Genomic DNA, 11755 nt, shown 5'->3' on the forward strand with positions numbered 1-11755 from the left:
TGTGCTTATACCGGTTTGCCTTTCAGGGAGAAGGTGTAGGCTTCGGTGATTTCCAAATCGATCATTTGGTTGATCATGTCGGGTGTGCCGGTAAAGTTGACCACGCGGTTGTTGGCGGTACGGGCTTGCAGTTGGTCGGGGTCTTTTTTGGAGATGCCTTCGACCAAGCAGCGTTGAACCGTGCCTACCATGGTTTGGTTGATGCGCGCGGTTTCGGCTTCGATGACTTCGTTCAAAGCTTCGAGGCGGCGTACTTTTTCTTCGTGCGGCGTATCGTCGTGTAGGTTGGCGGCAGGCGTACCGGGGCGCGGACTGTAAATAAAGACGAAGCTCAAGTCAAAGGCGATGTCTTTGACCAGTTTCAAGGTTTGCTCGAACTCGCGCTCGGTCTCGCCCGGGAAGCCGACGATAAAGTCGGAGCTGAGGCACAAATCAGGACGGATGGCACGTAGCTTGCGGATGATGGATTTGTATTCCAAGGCGGTGTAACCGCGTTTCATCGCGCTCAATACGCGGTCGGAACCGCTTTGAATCGGCAGGTGCAGGTGGGAAACCAGCTTGGGCAGGTCGCGGTAGCACTCGATAATCGCGTCGGTAAATTCGCGCGGATGGCTGGTGGTAAAGCGCAGGCGTTCGATACCGGGGATTTCGTGGACGATGCGCAACAAAGTGGCAAAGTCGCAGATTTCGCCATTTTCCATTTCGCCGCGATAGGCATTGACGTTCTGACCTAAGAGGTTGATTTCTTTAACGCCTTGTTGTGCCAAACCGGCAATCTCGGTCAATACGTCGTTGAGCGGGCGGGAGAATTCTTCGCCGCGGGTGTAAGGGACGACGCAGTAAGAGCAGTATTTGGAACAGCCTTCCATAATGGAAATGAATGCCGAGCCGCCTTCTACGCGCGCAGGCGGCAGGTGGTCGAATTTCTCGATTTCGGGGAAGGAAATGTCGATTTGAGACAGGCCGGTAGTTTCTTTATCGACGATGAGTTTAGGCAGACGGTGCAGCGTTTGCGGGCCGAAAACCACGTCCACATACGGAGCGCGTTTGACGATGTTTTCGCCTTCTTGCGAGGCAACGCAGCCGGCAACGCCGATGATTACGTTTGGGTTTTTCTCTTTGAGTGGGCGTACACGGCCTAAGTCGGAGAAGACTTTCTCTTGCGCTTTTTCACGCACGGAGCAGGTGTTGAACAAGATGATGTCGGCGTCGTCAGGTTGGGTAACCTGCTCGATGCCGCCGTGTTCTTCGGCGAGGACGGACAGCATTTTTTCGCTGTCGTACTCGTTCATTTGGCACCCGAAGGTGCGGATAAATACTTTTTTCATGGTTTGTTTTGATTGATTTGCTTGTTGTAAAAGGGTTCAGACGGCCTGTGAATACCCGGGCCGTCTGAAAGTTATTCTTCCGCCTGTTTTTGCACTTTGGCGTGTGCGGCAAACCTGTCGGCCTCGGCGTCGGTCAGAATCCAGATTTCGCGGACGAGGCGGCTCTCTTCGTTGTATTTGAACGCGACGGCTTTGCCGGTTTGATTCAGCAGGCGGCCCATAGGAATGAAACGGTCGTTTTCATCGTGGATTTTGGTGAAGCGGGTGATTTGCAGTTTGGCCGCATTGCCGTCCACAATGCCCAAGGTCAGTAGGCGCGTCCAAGAAAAACCGCCTTTGCTGACTTTCAGATAAGGCAGATCGACAGTTTTTAAAACGGCCACGTCCATATCGTCGGGCAGGCTGCGTTGTGCATGGACGAGGGAGGACGCCAAAAGGGCGAGGCTGAGTATGAATCCGCGTAACATGATGCTTTTCTTTTATTGTTTCAATAGGTCGCGGATTATAGCACAAGCAGGAAAAATGTGGATAGAGTGTTTGTTTTTAAAGAATAATTTTGATTTTGCGCCCGATTCTTATTTTGAAGCTTGGGCCGTCTGAAAAGGATTTAGTGTTAAAATGGCATCAATTTGATTTTCAGACGACCTCTTACGAAAGAATTGACCATGAACCGTAATGAAAGCTTGTTCAACCGCGCCAAAGCCATTATTCCCGGCGGCGTAAACTCTCCTGTGCGCGCATTCGGCAGCGTCGGCGGCGTACCGCGTTTTATCAAAAAGGCAGAAGGTGCGTATGTTTGGGACGAAAACGGCACGCGTTATACCGACTATGTCGGCTCTTGGGGCCCTGCGATTGTCGGCCATGCCCATCCTGAAGTCATTGAAGCTGTGCGCGAGGCGGCATTGGGCGGTTTGTCGTTTGGTGCGCCGACTGAAGGCGAAATTGTCATTGCCGAAGAAATCGCCAAAATCATGCCGTCGGTCGAGCAGCTGCGCCTTGTCAGCTCCGGCACGGAAGCAACGATGACCGCCATCCGTCTGGCACGCGGTTTTACCGGCCGTGACAAAATCATCAAGTTTGAAGGCTGCTACCACGGTCATTCCGACAGCCTGTTGGTGAAAGCAGGCAGCGGTCTGCTGACGTTTGGCAATCCTTCTTCCGCCGGTGTGCCTGCCGATTTTACCAAACACACTTTGGTACTCGAATACAACAATATCGCCCAACTGGAAGAAGCCTTTGCTCAAAGCGGCAATGACATTGCCTGTGTGATTTTGGAGCCTTTTGTCGGCAATATGAATCTGGTTAGGCCGTCTGAAGCCTTTGTCAAAGCCTTGCGCGAATTGACTGAAAAACACGGTGCCGTATTGATTTACGACGAAGTGATGACCGGCTTCCGCGTGGCGCTGGGCGGCGCGCAATCTTTGCACGGCATCAAACCCGATTTGACCACCATGGGCAAAGTAATCGGCGGCGGCATGCCTTTGGCGGCGTTCGGCGGCCGTAAAGACATTATGGAATGCATTTCCCCCTTAGGCGGTGTGTATCAGGCAGGTACATTGTCCGGCAATCCGATTGCGGTTGCAGCTGGTTTGAAAACGTTGGAAATCATTCAGCGCGAAGGCTTCTATGAAAACCTGACTGCCCTGACTCAACGCCTTGCCAACGGTATGGCCGATGCGGCCAAAGCGCACGGCGTTGAATTTACGGCCGACAGCGTGGGCGGCATGTTCGGTCTGTATTTTGCCAACCATGCACCGCAAAACTACGCTGATATGGCGCGTTCCAATATTGAAGGTTTCAAATATTTCTTCCACGGTATGCTCGACCGCAATGTTGCCTTCGGCCCGTCCGCTTATGAAGCCGGCTTTGTTTCCGCCGCGCATACGCCTGAGCTGATTGACGAAACCATTGTTGCGGCACACGAAGTGTTCAAAGAAATGGCGAAATAAAAGTTAAAGCTGTCATGTGAAAAAAGGCCGTCTGAAAAATATTCAGACGGCCTTTCGCTATTTTAAATCAATGCTTGATTATGCTTCTTCGGCTTTGCTGCGGATAATCAGCAGAGGCAGGTGGCTTTGGCGCATAACGGTTTCGGCGAAGCTGCCCATCAGCAGGTGCATCAGGCCGGTGCGGCCGTGTGTGCCGAGTACCAGTAGGTCGGCGCCATTTTCGTCGGCGTAGTCAACCAAGTCTTGAGCCATTTCGCGCGCGCCTTTGTTGGCGACCAACAGGTGTTTCACGATGTTTTCAACGCCGTTTTCACGCGCTGTTTTTTCTGCGAAATCCAAAACTTCGTTACCTTGGGCAACGGCGGCGGCTTCGTAGCTTTCGTGTTGCAGGAATTCAGGCGCCAAAGCCATGTATTCGGCAGGGTTGGCAACGTGAACCAAAGTCAGTTGGGCTTTGTTGAGGCTTGCCAGTTCGGCGGCGTGTTTCAATGCATTGAGGGAGGTCTCGCTACCGTCAACGGCTACAACCAGATGTTTGTACATATTCATTCTCCTTTTGCGCCGAGTAGCGGCACTTTCGTTTAATATGAAATCAGAACTTGTCTGAATGTGAAACGATTATAAACTCTTTCGGGCAGGTACAACAGCCCATCTGCTTTCAAGTATAATGTCTGTCCGAATCGCCTGTCGCGTTTTTCATTAATTTATTGATATATCACAAGGTTACTTATGCAGGACGCCGCTTTTCTTTCTTCGCGCCGCTTTGGCGGCATTGCCAGACTTTACGGAGACGAAGCGCTGGTGCGCTTTTCGCGCGCGCATGTGTGCGTGGTCGGCGTCGGCGGCGTCGGCTCGTGGGCGGTGGAGGCATTGGCGAGGAGCGGCATCGGTCGTTTAACGCTGATTGATTTGGACAATGTTGCCGAATCCAATGTCAACCGCCAGTTGCACGCCTTGACCGATGATTTCGGTAAGGCAAAAGTTACCGCTTTGCGCGAACGCATTGCTCAAATCAATCCGCAATGCGAAGTGACGGAAATTGAAGATTTTGTGACCGAAGACAATCTGGACGAGCTTTTCAGACGGCCTTTTGACTTCGTCATCGACGCCATCGACCAAATCCGTGTCAAAGCGGCGATGGCGGCATATTTCGTGCAACATAAACAACCGTTTATCATCAGTGGCGGCGCGGGCGGACAGAAAAATCCGGCTTTGATCCAAACCGCCGATTTGAGCCGCGTTACCCACGATCCGCTGCTTTCCAATTTGCGCTATACCTTGCGCAAACGCTACGGCTTCAGCCGCGATACCAAAGAAAAAATGCGCGTGCCTTGCGTTTATTCAACAGAGAATATTACGCCGCCGCAATCCGGCGAAGTGTGTTCGGCCGATGCCGCGCCGCAAGGTTTGTCCTGCGCGGGCTACGGCGCGAGTATGCTGGTGACGGCTTCGTTTGGGCTGTATTGTGCGCAGGCGGCGGTGGAGCATATCGCGGGGCGGAAGTGAGGGGTAGGGAATGGGTAAGAGCCGATTTTTTAAAGCCTACTTTATCGCCAGCCTGATTTATGCGGTATGGTTCGGTGTGTTGATGTATGCCGTCGATCCGATGTTTCTCGATGTGATGGAATGCAATACGTTGCCCGGCGATTATTTGTGTGTGCAAAGCGGTTATACCCGTCCATTCACCGCTTTTCTTTATCCGTTTCTGTCCGTCATGATATTCAGCCTGTTGCACGCCGGGATCATGAAATGGCGCAAACGCCGTTCGGTTAAAATGATTTGGCTTTTGGTCGGCTGCGAAAGTTTGCTGCTGTTGGCTTTGATAGTGGCGATGCTTGCGAGGGATGGTTTTGTGTTGTCCCGAGATATCAGTTCGGTACTGACGGGTACGGTTTTCGCCGGCCTGCCGCTGTTGGGTATGGCCTTGGCGCAGACCTTTGCCGTCGCCATTGTTTCTTTGCAAATCAATCGTAAAAACCGCTGATTTTATATTAAAAACGGGTTGTCCTCGTTTCAGACGGCCTTTTGTTGATGAAACTTCTTACTAAACTTAAAAAGAAAAAGACCCTTTAACCATGCCTTCAGAACACCTTATTTCTTCCACTGCCGCAACGCCGTCTGAACATACCGTTGCGTGGGTGTTCGGTCAGCCTGTTACCGATGTGCCGCAGGATTTGTTTATTCCGCCTGATGCGTTGAAGGTGGTATTGAGCAGCTTCCAAGGGCCGTTGGATTTGCTGCTGTACCTTATCCGCAAGCAGAATATCGATGTCCTTGATATTCCGATGGTGAAGATTACCGAGCAGTATCTGCACTATATTGCTCAAATGGAAGCATATCAGTTTGATTTGGCGGCAGAATACCTGCTGATGGCGGCGATGTTGATTGAAATTAAATCGCGCCTGCTGTTGCCGCGTCCCGAAGAAGTTGAGGATGAAGAGGCGGATCCGCGTGCCGAGTTGGTGCGCCGTCTGTTGGCTTACGAACAGATGAAGCTGGCGGCTCAGGGCTTGGACGCATTGCCGCGCGCCGGACGTGATTTTGCTTGGGCGTATTTGCCGCTGGAAATTGCGGTCGAAGCGAAGTTGCCGGAAGTGTACGTTGCCGATTTGACGCAGGCTTGGTTGGGTATTTTGTCGCGTGCCAAGCATACGCGCAGTCATGAAGTGGTGCGGGAAACCATTTCCGTGCGCGCGCAGATGACGGCGATTTTGCGTCGTTTGAACGAAAGCGGTATCAGCAAGTTTAGTGATTTGTTTAAGCCGGAGCAGGGCGCGACATATGTGGTGGTCAATTTTATTGCATTGCTGGAATTGGCCAAAGAAGGCTTGGTGCGTATCGTACAGCCTGAAAATTATGGCGAAATCGAAATCAGCCTGAAAGACGGTTTGGAAACAAACGAAGCCGAAATGCTTTCAGACGGCCTTGAAATCGATGAAACCGATGAAGCTGATAACGGGTATTTGGAAAAAGAGAATTTAAGATGAATTCGACGACAAGTCGCAGCAAGGCCTCTTTATGGGCGGTGGGTTTGATGCTGTTTGCGCTGTTTTTCGGCGCGGGTAACTTAATTTACCCGGCTTATTTGGGGCAGCAGGCAGGCGAAAACTGGCTTTCGGCAATGTTCGGCTTTTTGTTGACCGGGGCGGGGTTGCCACTGCTGGGCGTGATTGCCGTCGGCTATTCCGGCTCGCGCGATGTGGAAGCGCTGGCTTCCCGTGTTGCGCCTTGGTACGGCGTGACTTTTGCCGCCGCGCTTTATCTGGCAATCGGCCCTCTATTTGCCATGCCGCGTACGGCAACGGTATCTTTTGAAACCGCCATCTCTCCTTTCATTGATGAATCTTGGAAAAGCATCGCATTGGCCGTATTCAGCCTGGTGTTTTTCGGCATGACTTATTGGCTATCGATTTCTCCGGGTAAGCTGGTTGACCGTATCGGTAAAATCCTTACGCCCGTTTTGTTACTGGCAATTGCAATATTGGTCGGCTATGCCGCTATTAACCCGATGGGCGTGCCACAGGCGGCACAAGGCGATTTTGCCGCGCATCCGTTGGTCAAAGGCATCTTGGAAGGCTACGGCACCATGGACGCGCTGGCTTCGCTGGTGTTTGCCATTATCGTCATCGATGCCGTTCGCGCCATGAGCGTGGACAACCGCGCGGATTTGCTGAAGACCACGACGATTTCCGGTGTGTTGGCGGCTTCCTGCCTGGCAGTGGTTTACCTGTTTATCGGTTATATGGGCGCGACAGGCGTGGCCGGTATCGGCTTGCAGGAAAACGGCGCGTCGGTTTTGTCTAAAACCGCACAGCACTATTTCGGTACGGCCGGTATTGTGTTGCTTGGCGTCATGGTGCTGCTGGCTTGTCTGAGTACGGCGGTTGGCTTGATTACTTCATGCGCCGAATATTTCAACCGTCTTTGCCCGGGTATTTCTTATAAAGTCTTTGTAATACTGAATACGGTGGTGTCTATCCTGTTGGCCAATAAAGGCCTTTCAGCGATTTTGCATTTTTCCATCCCAATGCTGATGCTGTTGTATCCGCTGACTATCGTCATCATTCTGCTAGCTTTGACGGATAAACTGTTTGGCGGCGGCCGTATTGTCTATTTTTGCACCATGATGGCGGCCCTTATGGTCGGTTTGCTCGATGCCTATAAGGCCGCGTTTGGATTGGATGCCGACACCGCTGCCGCCATCGAGCGCGCATTGCCGTTTTACAATATCGGTTTAGGGTGGGTTGTTCCTTCTTTAGCCTGTTTTATACTCGGCTGCATTTTGAATGCGGCGTTGAAGAAAAAAGCATGATGACAAACAGGCCGTCTGAAATGTTCAGACGGCCTGTTTATTTCGCCGACCGCGCAAACGACAGATGATTTTTTTGAAGAAATCCGTTATAATTGAAAAGTTAAGGCTTTGCGAGATACCGTTTCGCAGATGCAACATATTGAGAAGGTTTATTTCCACAAATCCCGTTTTTTCAGTAAACGACTTGAACTGAAGGCGGATTTCGTGGTATAAATCGCGTTTTACTATTTTAGAAGTTTGGAGACTAACCATGGCACGAGTTTGCAAAGTGACCGGTAAGCGCCCGATGTCTGGCAATAACGTATCACACGCCAACAACAAAACCAAACGTCGTTTTTTGCCTAACTTGCAATCACGTCGTTTCTGGGTAGAAAGTGAAAACCGCTGGGTTCGCCTGCGCGTTTCTAACGCTGCATTGCGCACCATCGATAAAGTAGGCATTGATGTCGTATTGGCTGATTTGCGTGCTCGCGGCGAAGCTTAATTTAAACACCATTAATTAAGGATTACTGCAATGCGCGATAAAATCAAACTGGAGTCCAGCGCTGGTACTGGTCACTTCTACACAACTACTAAAAACAAACGTACTATGCCTGGCAAACTGGAAATCAAAAAATTTGACCCAGTAGCCCGTAAACACGTTATTTACAAAGAAACTAAATTGAAATAATCCGGTTTCTTCCAAGAAAAAGCTCCTGTTTTGCAGGAGCTTTTCTTTTTGTTTCATGATTGGTTTTGGAGGGCTTGTTTCAAATGTGTATGCAAGATATTTTTGGATTGCTTTGGAAGAGGCAAAACAAAAGAGCGTGTATCCATTGGAATCACGCTCTTTTGTTTTTCAGACGGCCTGATGGGGGATAAACAGCCTTGAGTTATGAATAAACATTCAACAAAGACTTAATGATCGACCTTGATGCTTTGATTGTCGGAATGTTGTTTTTTATCCAGCTCTTTTTGCAAAGTATCGCATGGCGTGTCGCAATCGCACATTTTCTTCATGCCGAGAGAGGAAATGCCGCCGCAGCTGCCTTTGATGGTGCGTTTGGAGAAAATATAGCCGACTGCCATGCCGAGGATGACAATGATAAAGATGCCGAAAGTCAGAAGGAGGGTTTTCATGTGTGTATTCCTGAAGGTTAGTTTAATAATTTTTTGAATGCGCTGGACATTTTAGTATGGTAGCCGCCTTGCGGGGTTCGGATGATAAGGAAAACGGCGAGATTTTCTTGCTCGGCAAGTTTAAGCGCTTCGGTTTCTCCGAGGACGAACAATCCGGTGGAAAGGCCGTCTGCAAGTGTGGCGTTTTCTGCTACTACGCTGATGGAGGCGAGGTTGTGGCTGATGGGTTGTTTGGTTTTAGGGTTGATGATATGGGAAAGGCGACGGCCTGACTTATCGACATGGAAAATGCGGTAGTCGCCGGATGTGGCCAGTGATTTATTATCCAATGGAATGGTGATTTGGGTTGCGCCGCCTTGAACGATATTGGGTTGCTCGATGCCGATACGCCAAGGATTGCCTTGCGCATTGCGGCCTTTGCCATGCAACTCGCCGCCGATTTCAACCAAATAATTGCCGATATTGAGTTTTTCAAGTTCGGCGGCGGTTTTATCTACACCAAAGCCTTTGGCGATGGAGGATAGGTCTAAATAAACTTCGGGATGGGTTTTGGCAAGTGTGGGATGCTGGCCATCTTGGGAAAGTTTGAGTTTGTCCGTACCGACCATTTCTGAAGCATGTTGGATTTCTTGTGCAGTCGGTTCGTGCGTGATTTCTTTTTGCGGGCCGAATCCCCAAAGGTTGACCAAAGGGCCGACGGTTACGTCCAGTGCGCCGTGCGTCAGTTTGTTTAAACGCAAGGCTTCGCCGGTTACATAGGCAAAGTCTTGGGAAATGGGCATGGCCTGATTGACGGTGCGCAGCTGGTTGAATTGGCTGATTTCGGAGTCGGTCTGGTAGGTAGACATTTGCCGATTGACTTCTTTAAGCGCGTCATCAATACGTTTTTGTATTTCGGCAGGGGAGGGGAGTTTGTCTTGGCCGTCTGAAAGGTATTTGACGGTATAAGTCGTGCCCATGGTCTCGCCTTGCAGGGTGATGGTTTGTTGTTGTTTTTCAGGTTGGCAGGCAGAGAGTGTAAATGCGGAAAAGATGGCAACGGTGCAACCGATTATCGGACGGTAAAACGAATTAGAAAGAAACGGCATAAGGGATTTGCGGATTATTTTTTGAAGCCTTTATTGTATCGTAAAAGAAAGGTTCAGGCCGTCTGAAAGTATGATTTTCAGACGGCCTGGCAATAAAAAAGGAAGAAACCGAAGTTTCTTCCTTTTTGTTGGTTAGCCGCCGAAATCGTCTAAAAGGATGTTTTCGTCTTCCACGCCCAAGTCTTTGAGCATTTTGATCACGGACTGGTTCATGATTGGAGGGCCGCACATGTAGAATTCGCAGTCTTCCGGTGCTTCGTGGTTTTTCAGGTGGTTTTCGTAAACCACGTTGTGGATGAATCCTGTGTAACCGTCCCAGTTGTCTTCAGGTAATGGGTCGGACAGGGCGACGTGCCATGTGAAGTTCGGGTACTCTGCCGCGAGTTGGTCGAAGTCTTCGACATAGAACATCTCGCGTTTAGAACGGGCACCATACCAGAAGGTAATCTTACGTTTGGAGTTCAAACGTTTCAGCTGGTCGAAAATGTGGGAGCGCATCGGCGCCATACCTGCACCGCCGCCGATAAATACCATTTCGGCATCGGTATCTTTGGCAAAGAATTCGCCAAACGGACCGGAGATGGTTACTTTATCACCGGGTTTAAGCGACCAGATGTAAGAAGACATTTGTCCCGGAGGCGCATCGGGTACGCGTGGAGGCGGTGTGGCGATACGCACGTTCAGCATGATGATGCCTTTTTCTTCTGGATATGAAGCCATAGAGTAGGCACGCAAAATCGGCTCGTCCACTTTGGAAACGTATTGCCACAGATTGTATTTGTCCCAGTCTTCGTGGTATTCCTTAGGAATATCGAAGTCTTTGTAGGCAACGGTGTGCGGCGGAGCTTCAATTTGGATGTAGCCACCGGCGCGGAAGGGAACTTCTTCGCCTTCGGGAATGGCAAGTTTGAGTTCTTTAATGAACGTGGCTTTGTTGTCATTGGAGATGACAGTACATTCCCATTTTTTTACGCCGAACACTTCTTCCGGTACTTCGATGTCCATGTCGGTTTTGACGTTGACCTGACAAGACAGACGGCAGCCTTCGCGCGCTTCGCGTTTGCTGATGTGGGACAACTCGGTCGGCAGAATGTCGCCGCCGCCGCTTTTCACGACAACGCGGCATTGTCCGCATGAGCCGCCGCCGCCACAGGCGGAAGGAACGAAAATACCTTGGCTGGCAAGCGCACCCAGCAGTTTGCCGCCGGCAGGCATCGTCAGCTCTTTTTCGTTATTGACTTTGATGGTGATGTCGCCTTCGCTCACCAACTTGGATTTGGCAAACAGAATCATCAGTGCCAAAACCAAGACGATGACGGTAAACATCACGATACCTAAAATAATCTCCATGCCGATTCCTTTCTTATAACTGGATGCCGGAGAACGACATAAACGCCATTGCCATCAGGCCGGCGGCGATAAAGGTAATGCCCAAGCCTTTGAGGCCTTTAGGGACATCCGAATATTTCATTTTTTCGGTAATGCCCGCCAAAGCGACAATAGCCAAAAGCCAGCCCAAGCCTGCGCCGAAACCGTATACAACGGACTCGCCGAAGTTGTATTCGCGTTGCGCCATAAACGATACGGCACCGAAAATCGCGCAGTTTACGGTAATCAGAGGCAGGTAGATACCCAATGCGTTGTAGAGGGCAGGGACGAATTTGTCCAAGAACATTTCCAAAATCTGCACCAAAGCGGCAATCACGCCGATGAAGGTGATGAATTTCAGGAAGGTCAAATCCACGCCTTCAACCAGTGCGCCGTCTTTCAGTAGCGAGTAAACAAGTTGGTTGGCAGGGACGGACAGGCCGAGTACGAAAGTGACGGCAACGCCCAAACCGAATGCGGTGGATACTTTTTTGGATACCGCCAAAAACGTACACATCCCCAAGAAGAAAGACAGTGCCATGTTTTCCAGAAAGACGGATTTTACAAAGAGGCTTAAGTAATGTTCCATGT

Annotated in this window: 14 protein-coding genes; 7 read left to right on the forward strand and 7 right to left on the reverse strand. The window is 50.4% G+C overall.

Annotated elements, in window-relative coordinates:
• Positions 1 to 5: 5 nt before the first annotated feature.
• Positions 6 to 1328, reverse strand: coding sequence for a tRNA (N6-isopentenyl adenosine(37)-C2)-methylthiotransferase MiaB (gene miaB / locus ACTHRY_RS02380; RefSeq protein ID WP_004519557.1), 1323 nt, complete (start codon positions 1326 to 1328; stop codon positions 6 to 8).
• A 71-nt stretch (positions 1329 to 1399) separates the two neighbouring features.
• On the reverse strand, positions 1400 to 1795 hold the full coding sequence (locus tag ACTHRY_RS02385) for a hypothetical protein (protein ID WP_049323887.1): 396 nt from the start codon (positions 1793 to 1795) through the stop codon (positions 1400 to 1402).
• A 198-nt stretch (positions 1796 to 1993) separates the two neighbouring features.
• Between ACTHRY_RS02385 and hemL the strand changes: the two genes are divergently transcribed.
• Positions 1994 to 3277 (forward strand): glutamate-1-semialdehyde 2,1-aminomutase, encoded by a 1284-nt coding sequence (hemL, locus tag ACTHRY_RS02390; RefSeq protein ID WP_049323888.1) that lies wholly within the window; start codon positions 1994 to 1996, stop codon positions 3275 to 3277.
• A gap of 78 nt (positions 3278 to 3355) precedes the next feature.
• On the opposite strand, the gene ACTHRY_RS02395 is transcribed toward hemL, so the two are convergent.
• Positions 3356 to 3820 carry a universal stress protein gene (locus tag ACTHRY_RS02395; RefSeq protein ID WP_003748822.1) on the reverse strand — a complete coding sequence of 155 codons (465 nt, stop codon included), beginning with the start codon at positions 3818 to 3820 and terminating at the stop codon, positions 3356 to 3358.
• A 186-nt stretch (positions 3821 to 4006) separates the two neighbouring features.
• Here ACTHRY_RS02395 and ACTHRY_RS02400 point away from each other — a divergent pair, with 186 nt between their 5' ends.
• From ACTHRY_RS02400 to rpmG, 6 genes are all read left to right on the forward strand, one after another.
• A complete protein-coding gene (locus ACTHRY_RS02400; RefSeq protein ID WP_049323889.1) occupies positions 4007 to 4783 on the forward strand; it encodes a tRNA threonylcarbamoyladenosine dehydratase in 777 nt (258 codons plus the stop codon).
• A gap of 10 nt (positions 4784 to 4793) precedes the next feature.
• Positions 4794 to 5261, forward strand: a complete 468-nt coding sequence (locus ACTHRY_RS02405) for a hypothetical protein (RefSeq protein ID WP_049323890.1) — start codon at positions 4794 to 4796, stop codon at positions 5259 to 5261.
• A gap of 91 nt (positions 5262 to 5352) precedes the next feature.
• Positions 5353 to 6264 carry a segregation and condensation protein A gene (locus ACTHRY_RS02410; protein WP_101755840.1) on the forward strand — a complete coding sequence of 304 codons (912 nt, stop codon included), beginning with the start codon at positions 5353 to 5355 and terminating at the stop codon, positions 6262 to 6264.
• Entirely contained in the window at positions 6261 to 7589 is a 1329-nt protein-coding gene (brnQ, locus tag ACTHRY_RS02415; protein WP_440373997.1) for a branched-chain amino acid transport system II carrier protein, read from the forward strand. Before ACTHRY_RS02410 ends, brnQ begins: the two co-directional genes overlap by 4 nt.
• Positions 7590 to 7839: 250 nt before the next feature.
• On the forward strand, positions 7840 to 8073 hold the full coding sequence (rpmB, locus tag ACTHRY_RS02420; protein WP_002216391.1) for a 50S ribosomal protein L28: 234 nt from the start codon (positions 7840 to 7842) through the stop codon (positions 8071 to 8073).
• A 30-nt stretch (positions 8074 to 8103) separates the two neighbouring features.
• Complete coding sequence (gene rpmG, locus ACTHRY_RS02425; protein ID WP_003684373.1) at positions 8104 to 8259, forward strand: 50S ribosomal protein L33; 156 nt, start codon at positions 8104 to 8106, stop codon at positions 8257 to 8259.
• Between the two features lie 227 nt (positions 8260 to 8486).
• On the opposite strand, the gene nqrM is transcribed toward rpmG, so the two are convergent.
• From nqrM to nqrE, 4 genes are all read right to left on the reverse strand, one after another.
• Complete coding sequence (nqrM, locus tag ACTHRY_RS02430; protein WP_070814910.1) at positions 8487 to 8708, reverse strand: (Na+)-NQR maturation NqrM; 222 nt, start codon at positions 8706 to 8708, stop codon at positions 8487 to 8489.
• A 17-nt stretch (positions 8709 to 8725) separates the two neighbouring features.
• Entirely contained in the window at positions 8726 to 9796 is a 1071-nt protein-coding gene (locus tag ACTHRY_RS02435; RefSeq protein WP_003748810.1) for an FAD:protein FMN transferase, read from the reverse strand.
• 132 nt (positions 9797 to 9928) lie between these two features.
• On the reverse strand, positions 9929 to 11146 hold the full coding sequence (gene nqrF / locus ACTHRY_RS02440; RefSeq protein WP_003748808.1) for an NADH:ubiquinone reductase (Na(+)-transporting) subunit F: 1218 nt from the start codon (positions 11144 to 11146) through the stop codon (positions 9929 to 9931).
• 13 nt (positions 11147 to 11159) lie between these two features.
• Positions 11160 to 11753 carry an NADH:ubiquinone reductase (Na(+)-transporting) subunit E gene (nqrE, locus tag ACTHRY_RS02445; RefSeq protein ID WP_003684365.1) on the reverse strand — a complete coding sequence of 198 codons (594 nt, stop codon included), beginning with the start codon at positions 11751 to 11753 and terminating at the stop codon, positions 11160 to 11162.
• Positions 11754 to 11755 lie beyond the last annotated feature (2 nt).

The organism is Neisseria sp. P0004.S004, from assembly GCF_051963335.1.
Classification (GTDB): domain Bacteria; phylum Pseudomonadota; class Gammaproteobacteria; order Burkholderiales; family Neisseriaceae; genus Neisseria.

Coding starts and splice junctions, on each gene's coding strand:
- miaB (WP_004519557.1), bottom strand. CDS start 1,328: ATGAAAAAAGTATTTATCCGCACCTTCGGGTGCCAAATGAACGAGTAC.
- ACTHRY_RS02385 (WP_049323887.1), bottom strand. CDS start 1,795: ATGTTACGCGGATTCATACTCAGCCTCGCCCTTTTGGCGTCCTCCCTC.
- hemL (WP_049323888.1), top strand. CDS start 1,994: ATGAACCGTAATGAAAGCTTGTTCAACCGCGCCAAAGCCATTATTCCC.
- ACTHRY_RS02395 (WP_003748822.1), bottom strand. CDS start 3,820: ATGTACAAACATCTGGTTGTAGCCGTTGACGGTAGCGAGACCTCCCTC.
- ACTHRY_RS02400 (WP_049323889.1), top strand. CDS start 4,007: ATGCAGGACGCCGCTTTTCTTTCTTCGCGCCGCTTTGGCGGCATTGCC.
- ACTHRY_RS02405 (WP_049323890.1), top strand. CDS start 4,794: ATGGGTAAGAGCCGATTTTTTAAAGCCTACTTTATCGCCAGCCTGATT.
- ACTHRY_RS02410 (WP_101755840.1), top strand. CDS start 5,353: ATGCCTTCAGAACACCTTATTTCTTCCACTGCCGCAACGCCGTCTGAA.
- brnQ (WP_440373997.1), top strand. CDS start 6,261: ATGAATTCGACGACAAGTCGCAGCAAGGCCTCTTTATGGGCGGTGGGT.
- rpmB (WP_002216391.1), top strand. CDS start 7,840: ATGGCACGAGTTTGCAAAGTGACCGGTAAGCGCCCGATGTCTGGCAAT.
- rpmG (WP_003684373.1), top strand. CDS start 8,104: ATGCGCGATAAAATCAAACTGGAGTCCAGCGCTGGTACTGGTCACTTC.
- nqrM (WP_070814910.1), bottom strand. CDS start 8,708: ATGAAAACCCTCCTTCTGACTTTCGGCATCTTTATCATTGTCATCCTC.
- ACTHRY_RS02435 (WP_003748810.1), bottom strand. CDS start 9,796: ATGCCGTTTCTTTCTAATTCGTTTTACCGTCCGATAATCGGTTGCACC.
- nqrF (WP_003748808.1), bottom strand. CDS start 11,146: ATGGAGATTATTTTAGGTATCGTGATGTTTACCGTCATCGTCTTGGTT.
- nqrE (WP_003684365.1), bottom strand. CDS start 11,753: ATGGAACATTACTTAAGCCTCTTTGTAAAATCCGTCTTTCTGGAAAAC.